Source organism: Bradyrhizobium sp. LB14.3 (assembly GCF_040547985.1).
In the GTDB taxonomy this organism is placed as follows: Bacteria; Pseudomonadota; Alphaproteobacteria; order Rhizobiales; family Xanthobacteraceae; genus Bradyrhizobium.
The window spans coordinates 67,407-93,434 of sequence record NZ_JBEPQT010000009.1 but is presented as its reverse complement, the minus strand read 5'-3'; the positions used below and the strand labels follow the sequence as shown (position 1 = coordinate 93,434).

The following is a 26,028-nucleotide window of genomic DNA, read 5'->3' as shown; positions in this document are numbered from 1 at the left end:
CCAGCTCGTGGGAACGGGCATCGCGACCGGCGTCCTCCACCCTTGACGGCCTCGGCTAAAGCGACGAAGCAGAACCATCGGACCTGCCGACCCGCGCTTGGACACGCGGGCATGGAGACGCTGCATGTCGTTCAAAAAGCTCCTGATCGCCAACCGCGGCGAGATCGCCATCCGCATCGCGCGCGCGGCGGCTGATGCCGGCATCGCGACGGTCGCGATCCACCCGGCCGACGATGCGCTGTCGCTGCATGTGCGGGTTGCCGATGAGGCGACCGAAATCCCCGGCCGCGGCGCGCGGGCCTATCTCGACATCGAGGCCGTGGTGAAGGCGGCAAAGAGCGCAGGCTGCGATGCCGTGCATCCCGGCTATGGCTTCCTCAGCGAGAACGCTGCGTTTGCGAAGGCCTGCGCCGATGCAGGCATCGCCTTCGTCGGGCCGAAGGCTGCGGCGCTCGAACTGTTCGGCGACAAGGTCGCGGCGCGGCAATTGGCAAGACGTTGCGGCGTGCCGATCATCGCCGGCACCAGCGGGCCTTCGTCGCTCGGGGAGATCACGGCATTCTTCGAATCCCTTGGCGAAGGCGCCGCGATCGTGATCAAGGCGATGGCCGGGGGCGGCGGCCGCGGCATGCGCGTGGTCGAGAACGCATCCGATCTCGCGGAGGCCTATGCGCGCTGCCAGTCCGAGGCCAAGGCCGCGTTCGGCTTCGACGGCGTCTATGCCGAGCGCCTGATCCGGCAGGCGCGCCATATCGAGGTGCAGATCATCGGCGACCGCCACGGCGCAATCTCTCATCTCTGGGAGCGCGAATGCACCATCCAGCGCCGGCACCAGAAGCTGATCGAGGTGGCGCCGAGCCCGTCGCTCGGCGAAGGCTTGCGCGGCCGTATCATCGAGGCAGCGAAGCAGCTCGCCGCAGCCGCGTCTTACGACAGTCTCGGCACGTTCGAGTTCCTGGTCGACGGCACCGCCGAAGACAGTTTTGCCTTCATCGAAGCCAATCCGCGGCTGCAGGTCGAGCACACCGTGACGGAAGAGGTGCTCGGCCTCGATCTCGTCCGCGCTCAGCTCGCGGTCGCCGCCGGCGCCTCGCTTACCTCGCTTGGCCTGGCGCAAGGTTCGATCCCGAAGCCGCGCGGCTATGCCATGCAGCTCCGCGTCAACATGGAGACGCTGGACGAGCTAGGCGCGACTCATCCGACCGGCGGCGTGCTTGCCGTGTTCGAACCGCCGTCGGGCCCCGGCGTCCGCGTCGATAGTTTTGGTTATGCCGGCTACAAGACCAGCGCCGCCTTCGACTCGCTCTTGGCGAAGGTCATCGTGCATACGCCGGGAGAGGCTTGGCACGACGTGGTTGCAAAAGCCTCGCGGGCGTTGCGCGAATTTCGGATCGACGGCGTCGTTACCAACATCGCCTTCCTTCAGGCGGTGCTGGCGCATCCCGATTTCAGGACCAACCGCATCGCGACCGACTTCATCGACCGCAATGTCGCGAAGCTCGTGGAGGCCGCCGATGGCGCTGCAAAGCCGCTCTATTTTGCGGCGACGGAGCGAAGCAGCGGCCACGGCACCGAGGCGCATACCGCACAGATCGTGCCGGAAGGCGCGGTGATGGTCGCGGCGCCCTTGCAGGGGACCATCGTGACCATCCAGGTGAGGGAAGGCGAGATCGTGCGCCCCGGCCAGCAGCTCGCCGTGATCGAATCCATGAAGATGGAGCATCTCGTGATGGCCGAGCAGGGCGGACGGGTCATGAAGCTCGTCGCCGGCGACGGTGTCACGCTGATGCATGGCGAGGCCATTCTCTACCTCGAGCCGCTCGACGTCGCCGCCGATCATTCGGCGCAGGAAGCGGATATCGATCTCGACCACATCCGTCCCGATCTCGCCGAAATGATCGCGCGCCAGGCCAACACGCTCGACGAAAATCGCCCGGCCTCGGTCGAGCGCCGCCGCAACACCAACCAGCGCACCGCACGCGAAAACGTCGCGCAACTCGTCGACGACGGCTCGTTCATGGAGTACGGCAGCCTTGCGATTGCGGCGCAGCGGCGCCGGCGCAAGCTCGACGATCTCGTCAAGAACACACCGGCCGACGGCCTCGTCATGGGTGTCGCGACCGTCAACGCCGAGAAGTTCGGCCCTGAGGGCGGGCGCTGCATCGTCGTGGCCTACGACTACACGGTGCTCGCGGGCACGCAGGGCCACATGAACCACAAGAAGATCGACCGCATGCTGACGCTCGCGGAAGACTGGCGCGTGCCTCTGGTGTTCTACGCCGAAGGCGGCGGCGGCCGGCCCGGCGATACCGACCGGCTCGGCATGACCGGCCTCGACGGTCCGTCGTTCGTGCAGTTCGCAAGGCTCTCCGGCCTCGTGCCGGTCGTCGGAATCGTCTCTGGCTATTGTTTCGCCGGCAATGCCGCGATGCTCGGTTGCTGCGACGTGATCATCGCCACCAAGAACGCCTCGATCGGCATGGGCGGCCCGGCCATGATCGAGGGCGGCGGGCTCGGCGTCTATCACCCGGCCGAAGTCGGCCCGGTCTCGTTCCAGTCGCCGAATGGCGTCATCGACATCCTCGTCGAGGACGAGGAGGAGGCGACGCGCATTGCGCAAAAATACCTGTCCTATTTCCAGGGTGCGGTGACGGAGTGGCAGGCCGCCGACCAGCGGCTGCTGCGCCGCGCGATCCCCGAGAACCGCCTGCGGGTCTACGACATCCGCAGCGTGATCGACCTCGTCGCGGACAAGGATACCGTGCTGGAGCTGCGCCGCGACTATGGTGTCGGCATGATCACCGCGTTGATCCGCATCGAGGGCAGGCCGTTCGGCCTGATCGCCAACAATCCGCGCCATCTCGGCGGCGCGATCGACGCCGATGCCGGCGACAAGGCCGCGCGCTTCCTCCAGCTCTGCGACGCGTTCGACCTGCCGATCGTCTCGCTGTGCGACACGCCCGGCTTCATGGTCGGCCCGGAAGCCGAGAAGACCGCGATCGTGCGCCACGTCTCGCGCATGTTCGTGACGGGCGCGAGCCTGACCGTGCCGCTGTTTGGCATCGTACTGCGCAAGGGCTATGGGCTCGGCGCGCAGTCGATGATCGGCGGCGGCTTCCACGCCTCGTTCTTCACCGCGGCCTGGCCGACCGGCGAATTCGGCGGCATGGGCCTGGAGGGTTATGTTCGTCTCGGCTTCCGCAAGGAGATGGAGGCGATCGCCGACCCCGTCGAGCGCGAAACCTATTATCGCAACAAGGTCGCTGAGCTCTATGCCAACGGCAAGGCGGTCTCGATCGCATCGGTGTTCGAAATCGACAACGTCATCGACCCCTCCGAGACGCGACGCTGGATCATGGCGGGTCTGCGGTCGGTGCCGAAGCCGCCTGCGAGGACGGGCAAGAAGCGGCCGTGCATCGATACGTGGTGAGGGCGGTGCAGCAATCTTGATTGCACGACCGTTTCCGGTTCCCGATTGACATCCCCGCCTGCGGTGCCAGACTTTGCACAATAATACAGGGTGGAGACGTCCGCGATGGCCAGCCTTTCGGCCTCGAACCATGTCGCCCGTGTCTTGTCCGTCGCCAATCACGTGGCCGACGTCGATGCCTCGTCGCGCATTGCCGATTCCTGGCGGCGCTGCCTGATCAGCCACAAGCTCGATCCCGCCCGCCAGGGCCCGCCGCAGACGCTGACCGAGGCGGAGGTCCGGCATGTCGCCGAGCCGATGGAGCAGCTGATCCGGCTCGCAACGCCGGAGCTGGAAGATCTCGCCCGCGTGCTGCGCCAGACCGGCTATTGCGTCAATCTCGCCGATCCCAGCGCCACGATGCTGTGGAGCCGGGTGCCCGGCGCGGCCGATGCCGAGATCTTCATGCGCTGGAAGGTCTATACCGGCTCGAATTTTTCCGAGGCCTTCGAAGGCACCAACGGGCTCGGCACGGCGCTTGCGGAGCAGAAGCCGATCCTGGTGCATCGCGACGAGCATTTTCGCGCGCAGTGGCACATGTTCTCGTGTGCCGTGGCGCCGCTGTTCGACCAGGCCGGTCGCCTCGCCGGTGCGGTGAACATCACCTCCTGCCGCGAGGACCTCGAACGCACCGCGCATCAGCTTGCGCTCGCGGTGACGATGGAGGCGACGCGGCGCATGGAGGGTGCGATCTTCCGCGGTCATTTCCGCAACGCCTGGATCGCGACCGTGCCGGGCGACGGCGGCAGCGGCCTGCTCGCCTATGACGACGATCGCCGCATCGTCGGTGCCTGCCGTTCGGCGCGCGCACTGCTGGGTCTCACCGACGGCTTGATCGCATCCGGCATCGATCTGTCGCGCTACGTCAAGTTCGATCATCCTGCCGCGCGCAACGCAGACGACACCGTCGAGCTGCGCCGGGCCGATGGCAGTCCGTTGGGGCATGGCCATGTCGCGCCGCCGCTGCGGGCGAGGTCATCGACCCGTCCGCTCGCGCCGCGCCGCGATGCACCTGCCGATCGCTTCGACGCGCTGCACCGGCTCGCCGGCCGCGACCCCGGCTTGATCAAGAGCGTGAAGCGGCTCAGGAGCATCGGCGATCACAATCTGCCGTTGCTGCTGCACGGCGAGACCGGCGTCGGCAAGGATGTGTTCGCGCGCGCCATTCACGCGGCCGGCAATCGCGCGCGCCACAACTATGTCGCGCTGAACTGCGCGGCGATGCCGGAAAGCCTGATCGATGCCGAGCTGTTCGGCTACGAGGCCGGCGCCTTCACCGGCGCGCGCCGCGACGGCTCGAAGGGCCTGATCGTGCAGGCCGACGGCGGCACGCTGTTCCTCGACGAGATCGGCGACATGCCGATCGCGCTGCAGACGCGGCTCTTGCGCGTGCTGGAGAATCGCGAAGTCTGGCCGCTCGGCGCGCCGAAGCCCGTGCCGGTCGACATTCGCCTGATCAGCGCCACCCATCGCGACCTCGGGCGCATGGCCGAGCAGGGCGCCTTCCGCGCCGATCTCTATTTCCGTCTGCGCGGCATGGAAGTGCGGCTGCCGGCCTTGCGCGAGCGCGCCGACCGCGACGACGTCATCCGCCAGATCGCGCGCGAGGAAGCGCCGAACTGCCGGCTCTCGGACGAGGCGTGGTCGCAGCTCGCGGCCTACCCCTATCCCGGCAACATGCGCCAGCTCCGGCATGTCCTGCGGCTCGCCGGCTGCACGGCGGAGGACGGCGTCATCACCGACGCCGACCTCGATCTGCCGCCGTTTGGTGGACGGGCGGCGGAGCCGGACCTTGCCGTAGCCGAACGCGCGACCATCATTGAGGCGTTGCGCAAGCATGGCGGCCGTGTCACCGATGCGGCGCGTGCGTTGAAACTCAGCCGCGCGACGCTGTATCGCAAGATCAAGCAGTTGAAGATCGACTCGGGTTCATACTAGACCGGTTCGACATCCCGGCTCCGCCGAAAGCAGTCGGAAAATGCTGGCGCGCCTGGGTCTTCGCGCGGCGGACAGGCCGTCGCGAACGTGCATTTCCAGAAATTGCGAGAGGAGAGGATTCGATGGAGGAGATCGAAGTCTTTCTGGCTGTCGTCGAGGCCGGCAGCCAGACCGCGGCCGCGCGACAATTGGGACGGTCGCTGCAGTCCGTCAACCGGGCATTGGCGGCGCTGGAACGCAACGTCGGTGTTGAGCTGGTGCGGCGGACCACGCGGCGATCGCTGGCGACTGAAGCGGGACTTGCGTTCTATCATCGCGTCAAGCCGGCCTTTGCCGAAATCAGCGAGGCGCGCCTGGAAGCGGCCAACCGCCGCGTCGAGCCGTCGGGTCTTCTCAGGGTCGCCGCGCCCGTCCTGTTCGGATCGACCCACGTCGTGCCGGCGATTGCGGATTTCATGGCGCGCTTTCCGCGGATCGAAACCGATCTCCATGTCTCCGATCGGCCCATCGACGTCGTCGCCGATGGATTCGATCTGGCCGTGCGGATCAGGGAATTGCCGGATTCCTCGCTCAAGGCGCGGCGGCTCGGCGAGCTTCGCACGGTTGTCTACGGCGCACCCGGCTATTTCGCGCGCCATGGGCGTCCGCATCATCCCGACGACCTGACAGACTATCAATGTATTCTGCGCAGGACCGGCCCGGGTGACACGGAAGCGTGGCGGTTTCAGATCGGCGGCGAGGTGAAGATGGTGCAGGTGAACGGCCGCTTCCGGACCGATAATACGACGGCGGCGCAGGCGGCTGCCTGCCATGGCATCGGCGTCGGCTATGCGCCGTTCTGGCTGATACGCGATCGCGTCGATGATGGCGCGCTGGAGATCGTGCTGGAGGATTTCGAGGCACCGCGCATGCCGGTGTACGCCGTAGTCCCGCCGAGCGCGGCGCCGCCGGCCAAGACGCGCCTGTTCGTCGATCTGCTGGCGGGGCGATTGAAGCGCGAGCGGCTCTAAGAGCCCCGGCTCTCTTACCCATTGGCCACGTGCATCGCCGGCGTGCGTTCCGTCCGCATTCTCCCGGTTTGCGGGAATGTGTATCCCGCGATGTGCCGGTTGTTCGGAGGCGCGGGCGATCGCAGTTTGCGGGCCACGGGCACTTATCCGCCCGGTCCGGCGTGAAGGACCGCACCATGACCCCCAATCGACGCGCGCTGCTGCATGCAGGTGTCAGCGCCACCGCGACGCTAGCTTCCCTCGCTCTTGCCGGCCAGTCGCGCGGCCCGGCCGATGGACCATTTGCCAGTGCCGCATCGAACTGCAACCCGGAAACTTGCGCGGCCGCGGGTGAGGATTTCGGTCACATCATCCACAAGCAGCCGCGTGCCGTGTTCAGGCCGACGACGATTCCCGGGATCGCGGGGATTCTGCGATGGGCCGCGGAGCAAGGGCTGACGGTTGCCGCGCGCGGGCAGGGCCATAGCATCTATGGTCGTGTCATGACGGAAGGCGGCATTGTGATCGACCTCGGCGCGCTGGCCACCATCCATCGGATCGAGCCGGACCGTGTCGTGGTCGATGCAGGTGCGACCTGGCACGCGGTGCTGGAAGCGACCTTGGCCAAAGGGCTGGTTCCGCCGGTCCTGACCAACTACCTCGGCCTGTCCGTGGGCGGCACCCTCGCCATCGGCGGAATCGGCGGATCGTCGTCGCGACATGGCCTGCTGACGGACCAGGCTATCGAGCTCGATGTGGTGACGGGCCAGGGCCGGCAATTGACCTGCTCGCCAACGTCCAACGCCGAGCTCTATGATGCCGTTCGGGCCGGGCTTGCCCAATGCGCGATCATCACGAGGGCGACGCTTCGGCTGGTGCGTGCGCCCGAACAGGTCCGACGCTTCCAACTCTCTTACCCGGATCTCCCCTCGCTGACGGCCGATCAGCGCCGTGTCCTGGCGGAGGCGCGCTTCGATCAGCTGCAGGGAGCCGTCGTGCCAGAGGCGGCCGGTGGCTGGCGATACCTGCTGGAAGCAGGCGTGTTCCATGACGGCGATTCTCATCCCGACGACGAGGCGCTGCTTGCAGGTCTGTCGGATCGCCGCGGGAGCGCCGTCGTCATCGACTTTGCCTTCCGCGACGATGCCAATGCGTTTGCAAAGCTGGAAGCGCTTCTGAGGGCGAACGGTCAATGGTTCAATCCGCATCCGTGGCTTCTCGTGTTCCTGCGCGGCAGCAACGCGCTGGAGATCGCGAGCGAGGTCGTTGCCGGGATGAAGAGTGAGGACATCGGTCCGTTCGGACGGATCACCTGCTATCCCATGATCACGGATGAATGCCGCACGCCACTGGTCCGGTTGCCCGACGAGCGGATCGTGTTCGTGTTCAATCTGATCCGTATCCCGGTATCGGCAGACAAGACGAATGCCGAACGGCTGGTCGCGCAGAACCGCGAGCTGTACGACCGTATTCGCGGCGCCGGCGGCGTGTTGTACCCGGCGAGCGCGTTTCCCATGTCGTCCCAGGATTGGGCCGATCATTTCGGGGTGCAGTGGCCGTTGCTGCGCGATGCCAGGCGTCGCCACGATCCAGGCAACCACCTCACGCCCGGCTACAATCTGCTCTAGCGGGAACGGATCCCGGCGGCCGCATTCGCATGGCGTCTCGAATTCAGGAGAAATCGCTCCAGCTCAGATGTCGCGAATCGAGGTCGCCGACTGTAACGGTGCCGCGGATCTCGTGAGGGACGTGGAAGCTGCTGCGGAGATACACCAGCGGCGCGACCCCGTCGGAATGCGAGACGCCACGCACCTCGCCGACGAAGATCGAGTGCGTCCTGGTCTCGAACTCCTGCGCCAGTACGCAGTCGAATGCGGCGACCGCATCGCTCAGCACCGGCGCGCCGGTCTCGCCGCGCTTCCATTGGCCGAACGCAAAACGATCGTCGCCGTTGACGCCCTTCTGGCCGCTGAAGGTGAGCGCCAGCAGTGCATGGTCCTCGTGCAGGAAATTGATCGCGAAGGCGCCTTCCTCGCGGATGCGGGCATGCGCGCTGGCGTTGCGGTTGACGCAGACGATTAGCGACGGCGGTGAGTCCGATAGCGAGCAGGCCGAGGTCACCGTCAACCCCGTGCGCTTGCCGTGCTCGGCGCCGACCGTCACCAGCGCGACGGCTCCGGCGCATTGGCGCATCGCCTGCTTGAAATCCTTTGCGTCCACGCTCAAGCGATAATCTCCAGAAAGAACGGGTGCGGCACGATGGCGCCGCACCCGCATCGGGTCAAGCCGCCTTCATCGCGGAGCCGAGATGCTTCAGGCGCGGCATCACCTCGTTCCTCAGCAACGACAGCGAGTGATGCCAGGCTTCAGCCTTGTGCTTGTAGTCGAAGCCGAACACCAGCAGCACGCCGAAGCCGCCGACTTCGTCGTAGATCTTCTCGATCTTCTCGGCGACGGTCGCGGGCGAACCGACGATCCAGTTCCGCTTGGCGCAATATTCGACGGTGACGTCGCTATCGGGCACGTCGGGCGCGTGCTTCAGATAGTCCTTGAAGCCGAAATGGCCGAGCAGCGGCAGGAAGTACTCGCCCATCATCCGGCCCATCATGTCGCCGGTCGAGAGCTTCCAGGCCTCCTCGTCGGTGTCGGCGACGAACACCTCGCGAACCAGCCGCCAATCCGCGCGGTTCGGCTTGCGTCCGGTCTTGGCGGCACCTGCTACGACCGAATCCCAATGGCTGCCGACATAGGCCGGGTTGAGGTTGAGGCTCATCGGGATGAAGCCGCGCTCGCCGGCGAGCTTCAGCGTGTCCGAGTTCTTCGAGAGCCCGGCGACGCCGATCGGCGGATGCGGTGTCTGCAACGGCTTGATGTGAGGCTTGAGGAAGTCGAACATCGTGTCCGGCTTGGTCACCGTCCAGAATTTACCCTTGTAGGTCCAGGGCGCGGGATCGCTCCACATCTTCAGAATGATCTCCAGCGCCTCGCGGGTCATGTCGCGGTTCTGCCCGCTCATGCCGTCGACGTTGAACATCGCCCAGTCGCTCGGCAGGCCGCTGGCCGCGACCCCGAAATTGAGCCGGCCCTCAGAGAGATGATCGAGCATCGCGACGCGGTTGGCGAGCTCGGCCGGGTGGTGATAGGGCAGCAGGAAGCCGCCCGGTCCGATGCGCAGGCGCTTGGTCTGCATCAGCGCCTGTGCGATCAGCAGATCGGGCGTGGGATTGGGCTCCCAGGGCGCGGTGTGGTGCTCGCCGACCCAGGCCTCCTGATAGCCGAGTTCGTCGAGCCAGCGCATGACTTGCAGGTCCCAGTCGTTCCCTTCCTTCAGGCCGCACTCCGGCGGGTGCGAAGGCATCGTGAAATAGCCGATCTCCATGGGGTTCCTCATCTAATGTTGACGCGTCTTGTTGCGCGGTTCACGGACGTGAGCGGGGACACTTTAGCAAGCGGTGTGCCACCTCTTCGCAAGCGGTGTGCCAACGCGAGCGGCACCTCAGACCTGCGAGAAAACGCTGGTTTGCAGCCGCAATAGCCGATATCCCGGGGCAGATTTGCGAGGCCTCGTCTCATTGTCGCGAGACGGCGTCTTGGCGGTGAGACGAGGATGCGAATTGAGATGACCGAACCTGCCTATGTCGCGGTGGACTGGGGCACCAGCAGCTTCCGGCTCTGGTTGATCGACCGCGCCGGCAAGGTGCTGACCGAGCGCCGCAGCGACGAGGGCATGCTGGCGGCGGCGAAGGCCGGCTTCGCTGCCGTGCTGCAATCGCATCTTGCGGCGGTCGAGGCCCCGGATCATCTGCCGGTTCTCGTCTGCGGCATGGCCGGCGCGCGTACCGGCTGGGTCGAGGCCGGTTATGTCGACACGCCGGCGCTACTCTCTGCCGTTCTGAAGCAGGCTGCGCGGGTGCCGGGCGAGACGCGCGATATCCGTATCCTGCCGGGCATCGCGCAGCGCGATACAAAAGCGCCGGACGTGATGCGAGGCGAGGAGACGCAACTGCTCGGTGCGCTCGGTCTCGATACCGCTGGCGAGGCGCTGGTCTGTATGCCCGGCACACATTCGAAATGGGTGCGGGTGAAGGACGGAACGGTCGCGCATTTCTCCACCTTCATGACCGGCGAGTTGTTCAGCGTCGTGTCGCGCGAAACGATTTTATCGCTCGCGGTCGCAGGCGCCGAAGACGCCGAGGATGTCGCGAGCTTCAAGGCGGCGGTGAAGGCCGCGTACGAAGCTCCGGCCTTCGCGGCCAATCTTCTGTTCACCGCGCGGTCACGTCAGCTCCTGTTCGAGGGCACACCGGCCGCGGCGCGCGAAACGGTGTCGGGCACGTTGATTGGTGTCGAGCTGGCAGCAGGGCTCTCCGGCGTGGTGCCGAAAGCAGGCATCACGCTGATTGCCTCGGGGCGGCTCGCGATGCTGTACAGGCTGGCTTTCGAGGCGCTGTCAGTGACAGCCATGCCGATCGATGCGGATGAAGCCGTTCGCCGCGGTTTGTCGATGGCCGCTGCCGCGATCTGGGCGAAATGAGAGGACTATTGAGATGAGCGTTCCCTTTCCGGCGATGAAGCGACCACTTGTCGCGATCCTGCGCGGCGTGAAGCTTGAGGAGATCCAGGCCATCGTCGGCGTGCTGATCGAAGCCGGCATGACCGCAATCGAGATCCCCCTGAACTCGCCGGATCCGTTCCGTTCGATCGCCACGGCGGTGAAGCAAGCGCCCGCCGGCGTGCTGATCGGCGCCGGCACCGTGCTGACGACGGCAGATGTCGATCGTCTCAACGACGTCGGCGGCAAGCTGATGGTCTCGCCGAACGTCGACACCCAGGTGCTGGCACGCGCGCATCAGTACGGCATGATCACGATGCCCGGCGTGTTCTCGCCGACCGAAGCTCTGCTCGCGGCGCGATCGGGGGCATCGGGCCTCAAATTCTTTCCAGCCAGCGTGCTCGGTGCGTCCGGCATTGGCGCGATTCGCGCCGTGCTTCCGGCCGGCGTGACGATCGCCGCCGTCGGCGGCGTGTCCGATCAGAATTTTGCCGAGTACATCAAGGGTGGCGTGACGGCGTTCGGGCTGGGCTCCAGCCTCTACAAGCCCGGCATGACGGCAACGGACGTTGCCGCTCGCGCAAAATTGACGATCACGGCCTACGATCGGGCGATTGCGAAAGACTGAGCCCGCAATAAACAAGCCGTGATGCCGTCACGGTCGCGCGTTATCCTATCTTGCTGCACCAGCGAGATCAGGAGACCGACATGGCGATCAACAATGTAGCCGATCTGTTCGTGGCAACGCTCGAACAGGCCGGCGTCAAGCGCATCTACGGCATCGTCGGCGACAGCCTGAACGCGCTGACCGAAGCGTTGCGGCGGCGCGGTACGATCGAATGGATTCACGTCCGGCACGAGGAGGTCGCGGCCTTCGCCGCTGCCGGGGAAGCGGAGATGACGGGCAGCCTTGCGGTGTGCGCGGGCTCGTGTGGCCCCGGCAATCTGCATCTGATCAACGGCCTGTTCGACGCCCATCGCAGCCGCGTTCCCGTGCTGGCGATCGCTGCGCAAATCCCGACCGCCGAGATCGGCAGCGGCTATTTCCAGGAGACCCATCCGCAAAACCTGTTCCGCGAGTGCAGCCATTATTGCGAGCTGGTCTCCGATCCGAGTCAGCTACCTTACGTGCTGGAAAACGCCATCCGCGCGGCGGTCGGTATGCGCGGCGTTGCCGTCATCGCCATGCCCGGCGATGTCGCCTTCCGTAGCCCACCCAAGCGCGCGCTGTCGACGGCGCGTGGCCTTACGCTGTCGGCGCCAAAGGTGGTGCCGCACGCTGATGAACTGAAGGCGCTCGCGGACCTCCTCGACGGCGCCGAGCGCGTCACCTTGTTCTGCGGCCGCGGCTGCGCCGGCGCGCATGCGCCGTTGATGCAGCTTGCGGAGGTCTTGAAGAGCCCGATCGTGCATGCGCTTGGCGGCAAGGAGCATGTCGAATACGACAATCCCTACGACGTCGGCATGACCGGCTTCATCGGCTTCTCCTCGGGCTACGCCGCCATGCACGCCTGCGACGCGCTGGTGATGCTCGGCACTGATTTTCCCTACAAGCAATTCTTCCCGACTGATTGCCAAGTCGCGCAGCTCGACATTCGTCCGGAAAATCTCGGGCGGCGCTGCAAGATCGATCTCGGTCTCGTCGGCGACGTCAAGCTCACCATCGAGGCGCTGCTGCCGCTGCTCAAGGCCAAGACGCAGTGCAAGCATCTGGACGATGCGATCGCGCACTACAAGAAGGCGCGCGAAGGTCTGGATTCTCTCGCCAAGGGCACACCGGGCAGCAAGCCGATCCATCCGCAATATCTCGCAAAGGTCATCAGCGACCATGCGTCTGACGATGCCGTCTTCACCGCCGATGTCGGCACGCCGACGGTGTGGGCAGCGCGCTATCTCGACATGAACGGCCGCCGCCGGCTGATCGGCTCCTTCGTGCACGGCTCGATGGCCAACGCCATGCCGCAGGCGATCGGCGCGCAGGCCGCGCAGTCCGGCCGCCAGGTTATCTCGCTCTCGGGCGACGGCGGCTTCACCATGCTGATGGGCGACCTGATCACGCTGACGCAGATGAAGCTGCCGGTGAAGGTGGTCATCTTCAACAACGGCGTGCTCGGCTTTGTCGCGCTGGAGATGAAGGCGGCCGGCTTCGTCGACACCAATGTCGATCTGGAAAACCCCGACTTCGCGGCGATGGCGCGCGCGATGGGCATCTTCGCGAGGCGCGTCGAAGATCCGGGCGAGCTTCCAGGCGCGGTGAAGGAGATGCTGGCTCACAACGGACCGGCGCTGCTCGACGTCGTCACCGCGAAGCAGGAGCTGTCGATGCCGCCGACCATCACGCCCGAGCAGATCAAGGGTTTCAGCCTGTGGGTGCTGCGCGCCGTGATGAACGGCCGCGGCGATGAGGTGCTCGATCTCGCCAAGACCAATCTGTTACCGCGCTAGCCCCGTTTGACCGACGGCACGGGCAGCCGCTCGTGGCGGCGCTGGAAGCGTTGCCAGTGCAGCACGATGCCGATCAGCAGCGCCGGCACGAAGCCGAGTGCGATCAGGAAATGCGGCAGCTGCGTCGGCGAGATGAACGCGATGCCGATATCGGAGATCAGCCACAATGCGGCGAACATCACCACGAAATCCAGGCGCGGGCAGCGCAGATAGTAGAACACGGCGGTAATGACGACGGCGGGTCCGATGGCGATGCCGATCATCACCGCCGTCAGCTCCTTCGGCGTCAGCGCGTCGAGCACCATCGATGCCAGCAGCCAGAGCGCGGCGAACATGGCGACGATGTCGAGCGGATGCCGCAACCCAATACCTCTCGCAGAATCGCGCTATCGTTGTGGCCCGGGCCCCGGCCGTCAAGGGAAAATGCGCCTATTCCTCGTCGTTTCCGGGCGTCGGCCGCAGCATGAAATGGCCGAAGGCGGTGGCGATCGGCTTGTCCGCATCGTCCTGCCAGGCGCGCGCCTCGAAGGCGACGATGCGCCGGCCCTGCTTCACGATCGAAACGTTGGCGAACGTGTCGAGCGCGCGGCCGGAGCGCAGATAGTTGACGGTCAGTCCGATCGGCTTGGGCAATGCGGCCGCGCCGAGCTCGCGCGCCACTCCGAAGATCGCGGTGGTCTCGAGGAAGGCGCCGGTCATGCCGCCATGGATCGCGGGCAGGATCGGGTTGCCGATGATCTTTGGCGAGAACGGCATCGTCAGTGTGCCGTCGTCATTGACGCGAATGCCGAGACAGCGCGCGAACGGGCTGTTGGCGAACGGGCCCGCCGGATCGTCCGGCGCTTCCAGCGACGGGATGCTGGGCGAATCCATCCTGCGATCCGCGAGCATGTTGGTGCGGTTGGCGCCGATCATGAAGCAGGCGGTGGCGGTCGCGACCGGATCGTCCTCGGATTCCTGATAGGCGGTGGAGCGCACGAAGGCGATCGAGCGCGTGGTGCGGTAGCAGACTGAATGCGCCTTGATGTCGAGGCCCGGCGTTGCCGGCTTCTGGTAGTCGATGCGCAGATCAAGCGTCGCGATGGCGCTCGTGCCGTCGAGCGCGAGCTGCACCGCCATGCCGCAGCTCTCGTCCAGCATCGCGGTGACGACGCCGCCATGCAGCACGCCGGTCTCGGTGTCGCCGACGAAGACGGGGCGGTAGCGCAGGCTGGACCAGGCCTCGCCAGGCGCGAAGCGGTCGAGTTGGAGCCCGCTGATATGGCCGTAATCGGAGCGGCGTCCCCGGATCGCCTCCGCGAGTTCCTCAAACAGAAGTGTGGTCGGTGAGCTGGACATGACGACGTTCTAGACCAGTGTCGGGTGCGGCGCAAAACCCCGAATGCGCGTCCACGGCAGGTGTGCCGGGTTTGGCCTCGACAGGGCGGGCCGAAGCAACGATGGTGGGCGCTTCGTCCTATCGACTAGCCGTAAGGAGTGTGCCCATGGCCGATCCCGAAACGCCCGCCACCAGCCAGGGGCCCGTCATCATTTCGACCTCGAGCTCGGAGCGGGCGCCGATCATCTATTTCGACGGCGCATCCTGCTTCGGCCACCATAACGGCGCGATCCAGATCGAGCTTGCGGCGAACCTGTTGATGCCGGTCGGCGCCGCTGTCAGGGTTGACGTCGTTCAGACCGCGCATCTGCGCTGCAGCGTGGCCGCCGCGCTGGCGCTGCGCGAAGCGCTCGAAAAGGCGCTGGCGATGTATCAGCAGGGCCAGCAGCAGCCGACAGAGGAAATTCCGGCGGTGAAGAATTGAAGCAGGCAACGTGATCGCAGGGCCTTCATGGTTCGAGACGCGCCGTAAGGCGGCGCTCCTCACCATGAGGGTCAAAGATATCGCCGCGAGGATGACCTCATCCTGAGCAGCCCGCCAAAGGCGGGCGTCTCGAAGGATGGCCGCAAGCATGTCGATTGTCGGATGCAGATAGCCTTCCTTCAGCCCACATGCACCTTCGGCTTCCTGCCATCGTTCCACTTGCCGTCGAGCGCGCGCTCGATCTGGGCGGCGAGTTGCAGCAGGAGGCCGTCATTGGCCTGCTTCGCAATCGCCTGGATGCCGAGCGGCAGGCCGTGTTCCTGCGTGGCCATCGGCATCGATATCGCCGGCATGCCGCAGAGATTGGCGAGCGGCGTGAAGGCGAAGAAGCGCCAGAGATTGCCGAACCAGTCGAGCACGTCAGGATTGTCGGAAATGGTGAGATATTCCCTGGTGCCGACCTTCGGCGTCGGCAGCGCGGTGATCGGCGTCAGGATCACGTCCCACTGTTCGAAGAAGGCGCCGAAGGCGCGTGAGGTCGTGTTGAACACGCCTTGCATCTTCGCCCGCTCGGCAAAGCTCGTGTTCCGGCCGGCTTCCCAGATCCGAATGTTCATGGGCTCGATGAGATCTTCCGGCGGCTTTTCCAGCCCGCGTGCGGCGAGCATGTTGGAGATCACCACGGCAAAATTCGAGATGTAGCAGGTGGTCTGCGCTTCGAACGCGGCGCGGAAGTCGAGCTCGGGCAAGGCGTGATCGACGTGATGGCCGAGGCCTTCGAGGAAGCGGCCAGCTTTCTCCAGCTCGGCGGCGATCTCAGGCGTCGCGGTGTAGTCGCCCCAGGTGTGCGACAGCGCGATGCGAAGTTTTGACGGATCGCGCTTGATCATCTCGGAATAGGGCTGCGCCGTGGTCCAGAATGGCATGAATTCACCGGGCGCCGCTCCCCTTGCATGATCGACGAAGGCGGCGGTGTCGCGCACGCTACGCGACTGGCAGCCCTGGATCGAGACCAGCCCGGTGAGGTCCGACATGTGCGGGGCGAGCGAGAACACGCCGCGCGAGACCTTAAGACCGATATTGCCGTTGACCCCGGCGGGAATGCGGATCGAACCGCCGCCATCGGTTGCATGTGCGATCGGCACCACGCCGGCCGCGACCATCGCGGCGCTCCCCGCGGACGAGCCGCAAGTGGTGTAGTCGGTATCCCAGGGATTGCGCGTGACGTAGACGGCCGGATTGTCGGCCGAGCTGCATACGCCGAATTCCGGCGTCGTGGTGCGTCCGATCAGGTTCAGCCCGGCCTGGCGGAATTTGCCGGTCAGGAACGTATCGGCCGCGGCGCGATTGCCGCGCATCAACAGCGAGCCCATTTCCTGGAGCCGGCCCTTCATGGTCGGGCCGAGGTCCTTCATCAGGAAGGGCAGGCCGGCGAACGGCCCGGCGAGATTGGCGCCGTCCTTGGCCGGATCGGCGATCACGTCCTCGAACAGCTCGACCACGCCCGACAGTGCCGGATTGACCTTGGCGACGCCCGCAGCGGCTTGGCGGGCCAATTCCTTCGCCGTCAGCTCGCCCTTGCGGACGCGCGCCGCCAGTCCCACGCCGTCGTGCTGCGCCCATTCATTCCAGCTCATCGGGAAAGTCATGCGATCCAAACCTCTTCGTGCGGCGCCATCTTAGTTTCGCACAGGAGCACTTTAAACAACTGAGGCGACGCGAAGGGCAGGGTTGCGCCGGATGGAGAGGTCGGCTGCAAACCCACATTGCATGCGGATGCATCAATTCGAGAGCTTTGCGATCACCGCGACCGGCCCGCCGCCGGCCGGCCCCTGATGCTCGGCGCCGCCCGAGACATAGACCGCGCCGGTGCCGGCGAGGCCGGCAATCAGGCCGCCGACGGCGGCACGGGCGTGGCGCGTCGAGCTGATGTCGGTATCTTCCAGCATGGTGTGGCGGAAGCCGCGCACGCTGCCATCAGGCGAGGCCTCGGCCTTGGCAAAGATGTTGACGAGCTCGCGGCCCGTCGTCGCGACGTCCAGCCCGACGCTCTCCAGCGCGGCAAGCACGGCGGCGGCGTCGATGGCATCGCTCATCACGGCATGCCCGATCTCGAATTCGCTCGTCGATGACATCGCGTTGCCGAGCACGATGACGACGTTGTGCATCAGCTCGATCCCGGACGAAGTCGAGGCGACCCTCGAGAACAGATCGTAACGTTGCAGCACGTCGTCGTCGCGAATGTCGGAGGCGATCTCGCCGAGCGCGACCGCAACCCCGAGCGCGGAGGCGCCGCGCGAATAGGCCATCGAGCTGTAAGCGCTGGTCGTCACCGTCTTGTTGCCGCGCGCGTTCGCCGCCTCGACGCGATCGCTGGTGAGCAGCGGGCACTTGATCTGCACGAAATGGATGTCGGTGGGGTCAGCAATGCCGGCATCTTCCATCGCGGCTTTCACGGCCTTGGCCGTCTCCGTGATCTGCGCGGAGCGGCCGAGCTCTTCGGGCAGGAAATCGCGGGTGTGCGCCATGCCGATGCTCAGGCGTTTGCCTGATAAGCCTGCCGGTCGCTGCGGGACGTCCTGGCGCGTGAACACAGTGATGTGCGGGCTGAGCACGCCCTCGGTGCCGCCGGACATCACGAAAGCGATGCGCTGCTCGACCTCCTGCGGCGACAGGCCGAGCTGCGGCGCCAGCGCCGCGCACAGCGCGGCAACGGCATATTCCCGGGTAAAATCGTTGACGCCGCCATTGCCCTCGGTCTTGCCGAGGATGGCCAGGATGGATGTCGGATCGATCGCGCCGGAGGCGATCATGTCCAGGAGGCCGGAGACGTCGCCGGGGCCTTTGGTGGCAATCCTGATCACGCCGACCGATGTCGTCCGCATTGCTCGTCCTCATGGGAGTTCGATGGTCCGGCTCGTGAAACAGCCGTCGAACCGGGGCGCCTGTCAAGGTGTCGAGGCTATCCTCCGACGTCGTCCTGAACGCCAGGAAGACGGCGGAATATGTGCGCCGTTTGCGGCGTCCCCACGATTGTGGCGAGATCGCATCGCTTCGACAAAAAATCCCTTGTCGACGGCCGCTCGCCGCACCTTGATGAATCAGCCCCGGTTGGTCCATAAGCGGCGTCCCGCAGCCGGTGGCTCGCCGCCGCGGTGCGTGCTTGGATAGAGGGGTTCTCGCGTGGCAAATATCAACCAGAAAATTGCGCAGGAGCTTGGGGTTCGGGCGGAGCAGGTCGAGGCGACGGTGACGCTGCTCGACGGCGGCGCCACGGTTCCCTTCATCGCCCGATACCGCAAGGAAGCGACCGGCGCGCTCGACGACGCGCAATTGCGCACTCTGGAAGAGCGCCTGGGTTACCTGCGCGAGCTCGAAGACCGCCGCAAGGCCATCCTCGAATCGGTCCGCGAGCAGGGCAAGCTCGATGCCGCGCTCGAAGCCTCCATTCTCGCTGCCGACAGCAAGGCGCGCCTCGAAGACATCTATCTACCGTTCAAGCCGAAGCGCCGCACCAAGGCGGAGATCGCCAGGGAAGCCGGCCTCGAGCCGCTCGCCAATCAGCTCATGGCAGAGCCCACCAACGATCCGAAGGTGGTGGCGGAAACCTTCGTCAATGCCGAGAAGGGCGTTGCCGACGCCGCTGCGGCGCTCGACGGCGCCCGGGCCATCCTGGTCGAGCGTTTCGACGAAGACGCCGACCTGATCGGGAGCCTGCGCGAGGAGGTGTGGACCAATGCGCGCATGGTCTCCAAGGTGCGTGACGGCAAGAAAACCGAGGGCGAAAAGTTCGCCGACTATTTTGAGTTCTCCGAGCCGCTGACCAAGCTGCCCTCGCACCGCATCCTCGCGATGTTCCGCGGCGAAAAGGAAGAGATCCTCGACCTTCAGATTCAGGCCGAGGCCGAAGCATCGCCGCCGGGCGTGCCGAGTGCCTATGAGCTGAAGATCATGAAGCGGTCCGGCATCGCCGACCTCAAGCGCGCCGGCGACCGCTGGATGATCGACACGGTGCGCTGGGCCTGGCGCACCAAGATCCAGGTGCATCTCAACATCGACCTGCGCATGCGGCTGTGGAATGCGGCCGAGACCGAGGCCGTGCGTGTGTTCGCCTCCAATTTGCGCGATCTATTGCTGGCCGCGCCCGCCGGCACCCGCGTCACCATGGGGCTCGATCCCGGCTTCCGCACCGGAGTCAAGGTCGCCGTCACCGACGCGACCGGCAAGGTGGTCGATACCGCTGTGATCTATCCGCACGAGCCGCAGCGGCAGTGGAACGAGGCGCTGGCGATCCTCGGCAAGCTCGCGCTGAAACATCGCGTCGAGCTGATCGCGATCGGCAACGGCACCGCCTCGCGCGAGACCGACAAGCTCGCGGGCGATCTCGTCAAGGGCCTCGCCGAACTGAAGATGACCAAGATCGTGGTGTCGGAAGCCGGGGCCTCGGTCTATTCGGCCTCGGCCTTCGCGTCGGAGGAATTGCCTGATCTCGACGTCACCCTGCGCGGCGCGGTCTCGATCGGCCGCCGCCTCCAGGATCCGCTAGCCGAGCTGGTCAAGATCGAGCCCAAGGCGATCGGTGTCGGCCAGTATCAGCACGATCTCGGCCAGGCCAAGCTCGCCAAATCGCTCGATGCAGTGGTCGAAGACTGCGTGAACGCGGTCGGTGTCGACGTCAATACCGCCTCGGCGCCGCTTCTTGCCCGCGTGTCGGGCGTGGGCTCCGGTCTCGCCTCGAGCATCGTGGCGTACCGTGACGCCAACGGCCCGTTCAAGTCGCGCAAGGCGCTGAAGGACGTGCCGCGGCTCGGACCCAAGGCGTTCGAGCAGTGCGCGGGCTTCCTGCGCATCGTCGGCGGCGAGGATCCGCTCGATGCCTCTGGCGTGCATCCGGAAGCGTATCCGGTGGTGCGCCGGATTCTCAGCGCCACCAAGAGCGACATCAAGGCGTTGATCGGCAGCAGCGAGATGGTGCGCACGCTGAAGCCGAAGGATTTCGTCGACGAGACGTTTGGTCTGCCGACCGTGACCGACATCCTGCGCGAGCTCGAAAAGCCCGGCCGCGATCCGCGTCCGGCGTTCAAGGCCGCGGTGTTCATGGACGGCGTCGAGGAAATCAAGCATCTCAAGAAGGGCATGATCCTCGAGGGCACCGTGACCAACGTCGCCGCGTTCGGCGCATTCGTCGACATCGGTGTGCACCAGGACGGCCTCGTGCACATCTCGGCGATGTCCAAGTCCTACATCAAGGATCCGCGCGAGGTGGTGAAGCCCGGCGACATCGTCAAGGTGAAGGTGCTGGACTTCGAGGTCGCGCGCAAGCGCATCTCGCTGACATTGCGCCTCGACGACGAGGTCGGCGCCAAGGAGGCGCCCGGCATGCAGCGCGACAACAGCTCGCGCAACCCCTCCCGCATGACCTCGTCCGCACCGCGCCAACAGGAATCTTCCGGCGGCGGCGCCCTTGCCGAAGCGCTGCGCCGTGCCGCCGAGAAGAACGGCGGCAAGCGGGCGTGATGTCTTAACTTCTCTCCCCGTCCTTCTGCGGGAGAGGTGAGCCGCTCGACGTATGGCGAGCTCCATCCGCGTCGTCATTGCGAGCGAAGCGAAGCAATCCAGTCTGCCTGCGTGGAGGCACTCTGGATTGCTTCGTCGCGAGGGCTCCTCGCAATGACAAGGAGAGAGCGCGGGTCCGCCTTTCTAACTCCCGCGTCAGAATCTGGCGCATTTGTAAGTTGAAGGTGAGGGCGGGTTTTCCTCATCTGAGCCTCCGGAGTGGCGAGACCATCGCCGCGACAAGGAGGATACTTAGATGAACAACAGGCTTCTCACAGGCATCGTCGCAGCGGCAGTTGCTGCGACGATGGCGGTCGCCTCGCCCGTTCTCGCCCGCGGGGGCGGCGGTGGTGGCGGACATGGCGGTGGTGGTTTTGGCGGTGGCGGTTTTGGCGGTGGTGGCGGCGGGCATTTTGGCGGCGGGGGGATGCACGCCGGCGGTATGGGCGGCGGTGGCATGCACTTCGGCGGCATGGGCGGTGCTCACTTCGGTGGCGCCCGCTTTGCTGGCTCGCCGATGGCGGCCCACGCCGCCTTTGGGCCGCGCTTTGCCGGTGCGCCACTAGCCACCCGCGCCGCCTTCGGGCCGCGTTTCGCCGGCGCTGGCTGGCACGGCAGGCCCTTCATCGGCCGCCACGCGTTTTTCTTCCGCCACCATCGCTTCCACCGGTTCGCCTTCGTTGGCGCCCCCTTCTACTACGCCAATTATTATGACGACGGTTGCTGGCGCAGGAACTGGACGCCTTATGGGCGGCAATGGGTCAATGTGTGCGGAGACTCTTGGTACTAGCATCGCCGTACCGCACCATTGTCGCGATCGTCATCGGGCGGTTCCGCTCAGCCCCGGAACGGGATAGTCTGATGGCGATCGTCGCGCGGAGTTTGTCATGACCGGAGGTCACCGCCGCATTCTGGTCGTCGAGGACGATGCGGAAACCGCAGGCCAGCTCGTCGAGGAGCTAACGATTTCTGGCTATGACGTCGATCTCGCCGCCACGGGGCGCGAAGCCCTCAGCCACGGCGCCGCGCGCGACTATGCCGTTATCACCATCGACCGCATGCTGCCCGACATCGACGGCATCACCGTGATGCGCCAATTGCGCGACGACGGCATCGCCGCGCCGTTCCTGATCATCTCCGCACTCGGCGAGGTCGACGACCGCGTGCGCGGCTTGCGCGCCGGCGGCGACGACTATCTCGTCAAGCCGTTCTCCTTCGTCGAGCTTCTGGCGCGGCTGGAGGCACTCGGCCGCCGCAGCGACACGGTCGCCAAGGAGACGATTTTGCGGGTCGGCGATCTCGCCATCGACCTGATCGCGCGCAACGCCAGCCGCCGCGGCCGGAAGATTCCGCTATTGCCGCGCGAGTTTCAGTTGCTCGAATATCTCGTCCGCAACGCGGGCCGGGTCGTTTCCCGCGCGATGCTGCTCCAGCATGTCTGGGATCTGCACTTCGATCCCTCCACCAACATCATTGACGTCTATGTCGGCCGCGTCCGCCGCAAGGTCGACGATGCCCAGGCCTATCCGCTGATCCACACCATTCGCGGCATCGGATATTGTCTCCGTGCTCCTGGTTAAAACGCTCCGCTCCTCGACCTTCCGCCTGGCACTGATCGCGATCGCGGCATTCGGGCTGATCGTCGCGGCGATCATGGCCTATGTCTATTTCGGCACGATCGCCTATGTGAAGAGCCGTGTCGGCGATGCCGGCGATCACCGCGGCTTCACCGCGATGATCGAGCTCGCGATGGCCGCGGTCGCCGTGCTGATGCTGGTGCTCGCCGGGCTCGCCGCGGTGCTGGTGACACGGCGCACGGTCGGGCGAATCGAGGAGATCAACGCCACCAGCCGCGCCATCATGATGTCCGGCCTCGATCAGCGCATTCCCTTGCGCGGCAGTCACGACGAGTGGGACCGCGTCGCCGAAAACCTCAACCAGATGCTCGACCGCATCGAGACGCTGATGGGCGAGGTCAAGCAGGTCAGCGACAACGTCGCGCACGATCTGCGCACGCCGCTGACGCGCATGCGGGGCCGGCTGGAAAAGGCCTATCATGCCTCGCGCAACGGTGAGGCCGACGCAGCGCTGATCGGTGACACCATCGCCGATCTCGACGCGGTGCTCGGCATGTTCGCCTCCATCACCCGCATTTCGGAGATCGAGACCCGCGCCCGCCGTAGCGCGTTTCGCACCCTCAATCTCGCCGGGATCGCCGGCGAGGTCGTCGAGCTCTACGATGCCGCCGCCGAACAGGTTGCGACCCGGCTCAACCTGGGTGGCGACCGCGAGGTGGCGATCACGGGCGATCGCGACCTGCTGTTCGACGCCATCGCCAATCTCGTCGACAACGCGATCAAGCACGGCTGCAAAGGCGGGCAGGTGAGCGTCACCTGCCGCAGCGCCGACGGCGGTGCGACGATCGCGATCGCCGACGATGGTCCGGGTATTCCCACTGAGGAGCGCGATCACGTGTTCAAGCGCCTCTACCGGCTCGAACAGAGCCGCTACACGCCGGGCAACGGTCTGGGCTTGAGCCTGGTGGCGGCAGTTGCCGGCCTCCATGGCGCCGAGATTGCGCTGCATGACAATGTGCCGGGCCTCACGGTCCGGCTAAGCTTCCCCAAGACGTCGGCGCAATGAAGCCCGATCGTGTCAAAGCTCGATCACGCCGCGCCGTGCCGCATGAGCCACCGCATCGGTGCGGCCGGTGGCATCGAGCTTGTCGAGCAGCGAGCCGACATGGAATTTCACGGTGTGCACGGAGATGTTGAGCTGACGCGCGATCATCTTGTTGGAGCCACCTTCCGCCATCAGCGCCAGCACGTCGAGCTCGCGCTGCGTCAGCGCGATATCGTCGGGCATGATACGCGCATCGCGGGTGACAATCGTCGCCGTGGCCTTCTCGCCGGGTCCGGCGAGGCGAACCCCGGCGATATTGCCGAGCAGAGCCGCCAGGCGATCGGCGAGGGCGGGATCGTCGATCTCCAGGGACAGCACGATCTCGGGCGCGATGTCCTCGCTCACGCCTCGGGCCTCTCGCCGACCGTGACCTTGAAGCTGACCGGCTCGCCGCCGCGGCGCGCGGCCACGTCGACCACCGCTCCGACGCTCGCCGGACCCAGTGTCCGCGACAGCGCACGTACGCCTGACAGTTTCTGGTCGTTGACGGCGACGATGACGTCGCCCTGGCGGATGCCGGCCACGGCCGAAGGTCCGGCCTTGTCGACGTTCATCACCATCGCGCCGACGCCGTCGTCGAGCCGGACCGGCTGGAGCCCGAGGCCGAGATATCCGCGCGCGATGCGGCCGCGCGCCTCTAATTGTGCTGCGACCCGCTCGATCGTCGCTGTCGGGATCACCAGCACACGCCTCGGGCCGAGCACGGCCATGCCGAAGGCGTCGCCCGATGCATCGAGCGCGAGGCCGCCCTGCTGACTGGCGCGCAGGCGGACGTCGAGCTCGATCCGCGCGTCGATATCGCCGCCGCGCAGGCTGCGCCAGCTCGTGCCGGACAGCGACACCATCCCCAGCGCGGCGCTCGGCGTGTCGCGGTTGGTGGCGATGACGACCGACAGCGCGCCGAGGGGCGGGACCGTTGTGGCCAGCTTGACCGGGGCAAGCGCAGTATCGGCGCGCAGCAGTGCGATATCCGTCGTATGGTCGCGGCCGGCAATCGTGGCGGCCGTGGCGCTGCCGTCGGGGAGGCCGATCTCGACTTCGCCCTCGTCGGCCAGCGCCTCGTCGGCGGTGACGATCAGGCCGGGTTTCCAGACGAAGCCGGTGGCGCGGGCACGATGCGAATGCACGGCGACGACGGACGGCGCGGTGCGCGCCACCACATCCGCGAGTGCGGACGACAGTGAAGACAGCGGAGTGGGGTCGGTCATGGCAGGCTCCTGTAAGCTGCCCCCAATCTGGGATGTCGCGGCGGATTGTGAAACTGGCCGGATGGCCAGGAAAGCTCATCTGGAAAGCTGGTCCGTAAGACCACGGCCGACGAATATGGGATTGGGAGCCGCTCACGCGAACGTGTTGCAATCGCGAAATTGCGCCACCTCCACGATTTTCAGCGAGCCACGCAACGCCGCCGGCCTTTACCACACCGCATTGCTGATGCCGACACGCAAGGACCTCGCGCGCTGGCTGGTGCACGCCGCCTCGTATCGGGTGCCGATGTCGGGCTTCGCCGATCACCTCGTCAGCGAGTCGGTCGATCTCGACGACCCCCGAGGGTAACGGCATCGAGGTCTATGCCGACCGCGTGGAGGCCGTCGATCCCTGGGGCACGCGGGCGCGGCTGATCAGGGTTTGATCGCCGGCGCGAGCGTTGGTAAGACCGGTCAGGCGTTAGCTAGTTTCCGGGATTCACACCTGCCATGTCCGACTTTCACGGCGTCTTTCCCTATCTCGTCTCGCCTGTCGATGCCGATGGCGCGGTGCGGACGAACGTGCTCAGCAGGCTCTGCGACGATCTGATCGGCGCCGGCGTGCACGGCCTGACGCCGCTGGGCTCGACCGGCGAGTTCGCCTATCTCAACGCCGCGCAACGCACGGCGGTCGTGCGGACCACGATCGAGGCGGCGAAGGGACGTGTGCCGGTCGTCGCGGGCGTCGCCTCCACCTCGACGGCGGACGCGGTGGCGCAGGCGAAAGCGTATCAGAAGCTCGGCGCCGACGGCATTCTGGCGATCCTGGAAGCGTATTTCCCGCTCGCCGATGCCCAGATCGAATCCTATTTCCGCGCCATCGCGGATGCCGTGGACATCCCCGTCGTCATCTACACCAATCCGCAATTCCAGCGCTCCGATCTGACCCTCGATATCATCGCGCGCCTCGCCGAGCATCCGCGCATCGGCTACATCAAGGACGCTTCGACCAATACCGGCCGGCTGCTCTCGATCATGAACCGCTGCGGCGATGCCTTGCGGGTGTTCTCGGCCTCCGCCCACATCCCGGCCGCGGTGATGCTGATCGGCGGGCTCGGCTGGATGGCGGGCCCTGCCTGCATCATCCCGCGCCAGAGCGTCGCGCTTTACGATCTCTGCAAGGCCGGCCGCTGGGACCACGCGATGGCGCTCCAGCGCAGGCTGTGGCGCATCAACGAGGCTTTTGCCCGCTTCAATCTCGCCGCCTGCATCAAGGCCGGGTTGGCCAACCAGGGCTACGACGTTGGCGATCCCGTCCCGCCGCAGGCCGCTCTCACCGAAGATGCGCGCAAAATCGTGGAAGCGGCGTTGCGGGAGCTGGGCTAGCCGCCATACCCGGCATGACGAA

General features: G+C 66.0%; 21 protein-coding genes and 1 pseudogene. 14 read left to right on the top strand and 8 right to left on the bottom strand.

Translation table 11 applies throughout. The annotated features are described in order from the left end of the window. The first annotated feature begins 124 nt into the window (after positions 1 to 124). The 4 genes from ABIB00_RS18685 to ABIB00_RS18670 all read left to right on the top strand — a co-directional run bounded on the left by ABIB00_RS18685 (position 125) and on the right by ABIB00_RS18670 (position 8,024). A complete protein-coding gene (locus ABIB00_RS18685) occupies positions 125 to 3,430 on the top strand; it encodes an acetyl-CoA carboxylase family protein (RefSeq protein WP_354105360.1) in 3,306 nt (1,101 codons plus the stop codon). A 105-nt stretch (positions 3,431 to 3,535) separates the two neighbouring features. Further along, on the top strand, positions 3,536 to 5,407 hold the full coding sequence (locus ABIB00_RS18680; protein WP_354105359.1) for a sigma-54-dependent Fis family transcriptional regulator: 1,872 nt from the start codon (positions 3,536 to 3,538) through the stop codon (positions 5,405 to 5,407). 122 nt (positions 5,408 to 5,529) lie between these two features. After that, entirely contained in the window at positions 5,530 to 6,417 is an 888-nt protein-coding gene (locus ABIB00_RS18675) for a LysR family transcriptional regulator (RefSeq protein WP_247339372.1), read from the top strand. Positions 6,418 to 6,593: 176 nt separating this feature from the next. Beyond that, positions 6,594 to 8,024 (top strand): FAD-binding protein, encoded by a 1,431-nt coding sequence (locus ABIB00_RS18670; RefSeq protein WP_354105358.1) that lies wholly within the window; start codon positions 6,594 to 6,596, stop codon positions 8,022 to 8,024. A gap of 43 nt (positions 8,025 to 8,067) precedes the next feature. Here the strand turns inward: ABIB00_RS18670 and ABIB00_RS18665 are convergent, their stop codons facing one another. Beyond that, positions 8,068 to 8,622: a flavin reductase family protein gene (locus tag ABIB00_RS18665; RefSeq protein WP_354105357.1), complete on the bottom strand. Its 555-nt coding sequence runs from the start codon at positions 8,620 to 8,622 to the stop codon at positions 8,068 to 8,070. Positions 8,623 to 8,677: 55 nt separating this feature from the next. Then, entirely contained in the window at positions 8,678 to 9,775 is a 1,098-nt protein-coding gene (locus ABIB00_RS18660; protein WP_247339375.1) for an LLM class flavin-dependent oxidoreductase, read from the bottom strand. A gap of 240 nt (positions 9,776 to 10,015) precedes the next feature. On the opposite strand from ABIB00_RS18660, the gene ABIB00_RS18655 reads away from it, so the two are divergent. From ABIB00_RS18655 to poxB, 3 genes are all read left to right on the top strand, one after another. After that, on the top strand, positions 10,016 to 10,930 hold the full coding sequence (locus ABIB00_RS18655) for a 2-dehydro-3-deoxygalactonokinase (RefSeq protein WP_354105356.1): 915 nt from the start codon (positions 10,016 to 10,018) through the stop codon (positions 10,928 to 10,930). Positions 10,931 to 10,943: 13 nt separating this feature from the next. Beyond that, entirely contained in the window at positions 10,944 to 11,576 is a 633-nt protein-coding gene (locus ABIB00_RS18650) for a 2-dehydro-3-deoxy-6-phosphogalactonate aldolase (RefSeq protein ID WP_354105355.1), read from the top strand. Positions 11,577 to 11,656: 80 nt separating this feature from the next. Next, the gene (gene poxB / locus ABIB00_RS18645) at positions 11,657 to 13,393 is read left to right on the top strand and encodes a ubiquinone-dependent pyruvate dehydrogenase (RefSeq protein WP_354105354.1); all 1,737 of its coding nucleotides are present in this window, start codon (positions 11,657 to 11,659) and stop codon (positions 13,391 to 13,393) included. Here poxB and ABIB00_RS18640 read toward each other — a convergent pair. Next, positions 13,390 to 13,755 (bottom strand): hypothetical protein, encoded by a 366-nt coding sequence (locus tag ABIB00_RS18640; protein WP_247339388.1) that lies wholly within the window; start codon positions 13,753 to 13,755, stop codon positions 13,390 to 13,392. The genes poxB and ABIB00_RS18640 overlap by 4 nt on opposite strands. A gap of 67 nt (positions 13,756 to 13,822) precedes the next feature. Beyond that, positions 13,823 to 14,731, bottom strand: coding sequence for a PaaI family thioesterase (locus ABIB00_RS18635; protein WP_354105353.1), 909 nt, complete (start codon positions 14,729 to 14,731; stop codon positions 13,823 to 13,825). 146 nt (positions 14,732 to 14,877) lie between these two features. Between ABIB00_RS18635 and ABIB00_RS18630 the strand changes: the two genes are divergently transcribed. Beyond that, the gene (locus ABIB00_RS18630; RefSeq protein ID WP_247441543.1) at positions 14,878 to 15,195 is read left to right on the top strand and encodes a hypothetical protein; all 318 of its coding nucleotides are present in this window, start codon (positions 14,878 to 14,880) and stop codon (positions 15,193 to 15,195) included. A 179-nt stretch (positions 15,196 to 15,374) separates the two neighbouring features. On the opposite strand, the gene ABIB00_RS18625 is transcribed toward ABIB00_RS18630, so the two are convergent. Together ABIB00_RS18625 and atzD are read right to left on the bottom strand one after the other, a co-directional pair. Beyond that, on the bottom strand, positions 15,375 to 16,844 hold the full coding sequence (locus ABIB00_RS18625) for an amidase (protein ID WP_354105352.1): 1,470 nt from the start codon (positions 16,842 to 16,844) through the stop codon (positions 15,375 to 15,377). A 132-nt stretch (positions 16,845 to 16,976) separates the two neighbouring features. After that, the gene (gene atzD / locus ABIB00_RS18620; protein WP_354105351.1) at positions 16,977 to 18,080 is read right to left on the bottom strand and encodes a cyanuric acid amidohydrolase; all 1,104 of its coding nucleotides are present in this window, start codon (positions 18,078 to 18,080) and stop codon (positions 16,977 to 16,979) included. A gap of 298 nt (positions 18,081 to 18,378) precedes the next feature. Here atzD and ABIB00_RS18615 point away from each other — a divergent pair, with 298 nt between their 5' ends. The 4 genes from ABIB00_RS18615 to ABIB00_RS18600 all read left to right on the top strand — a co-directional run bounded on the left by ABIB00_RS18615 (position 18,379) and on the right by ABIB00_RS18600 (position 23,394). Further along, positions 18,379 to 20,712 (top strand): Tex family protein, encoded by a 2,334-nt coding sequence (locus tag ABIB00_RS18615; RefSeq protein WP_354105350.1) that lies wholly within the window; start codon positions 18,379 to 18,381, stop codon positions 20,710 to 20,712. 295 nt (positions 20,713 to 21,007) lie between these two features. Then, positions 21,008 to 21,541 (top strand): hypothetical protein, encoded by a 534-nt coding sequence (locus ABIB00_RS18610; protein ID WP_354105349.1) that lies wholly within the window; start codon positions 21,008 to 21,010, stop codon positions 21,539 to 21,541. Positions 21,542 to 21,638: 97 nt separating this feature from the next. Beyond that, positions 21,639 to 22,331 (top strand): response regulator transcription factor, encoded by a 693-nt coding sequence (locus ABIB00_RS18605; RefSeq protein ID WP_354047650.1) that lies wholly within the window; start codon positions 21,639 to 21,641, stop codon positions 22,329 to 22,331. Further along, positions 22,318 to 23,394: a sensor histidine kinase gene (locus ABIB00_RS18600; RefSeq protein ID WP_354105348.1), complete on the top strand. Its 1,077-nt coding sequence runs from the start codon at positions 22,318 to 22,320 to the stop codon at positions 23,392 to 23,394. Before ABIB00_RS18605 ends, ABIB00_RS18600 begins: the two co-directional genes overlap by 14 nt. A gap of 12 nt (positions 23,395 to 23,406) precedes the next feature. Here ABIB00_RS18600 and ABIB00_RS18595 read toward each other — a convergent pair whose 3' ends face one another. Together ABIB00_RS18595 and ABIB00_RS18590 are read right to left on the bottom strand one after the other, a co-directional pair. Further along, a complete protein-coding gene (locus ABIB00_RS18595; protein ID WP_247339405.1) occupies positions 23,407 to 23,778 on the bottom strand; it encodes a response regulator transcription factor in 372 nt (123 codons plus the stop codon). Then, on the bottom strand, positions 23,775 to 24,641 hold the full coding sequence (locus tag ABIB00_RS18590; protein ID WP_354105347.1) for a S1C family serine protease: 867 nt from the start codon (positions 24,639 to 24,641) through the stop codon (positions 23,775 to 23,777). The genes ABIB00_RS18595 and ABIB00_RS18590 overlap by 4 nt, the downstream gene beginning before the upstream one ends. Before the next feature lie 184 nt (positions 24,642 to 24,825). Between ABIB00_RS18590 and ABIB00_RS18585 the strand changes: the two are divergent. Both ABIB00_RS18585 and ABIB00_RS18580 read left to right on the top strand, forming a co-directional pair. After that, positions 24,826 to 25,015: pseudogene (locus ABIB00_RS18585) on the top strand (VOC family protein); the annotation flags it as partial. Between the two features lie 115 nt (positions 25,016 to 25,130). Then, positions 25,131 to 26,006, top strand: a complete 876-nt coding sequence (locus ABIB00_RS18580; protein ID WP_354105346.1) for a dihydrodipicolinate synthase family protein — start codon at positions 25,131 to 25,133, stop codon at positions 26,004 to 26,006. The last annotated feature ends 22 nt before the right edge of the window (positions 26,007 to 26,028 follow it).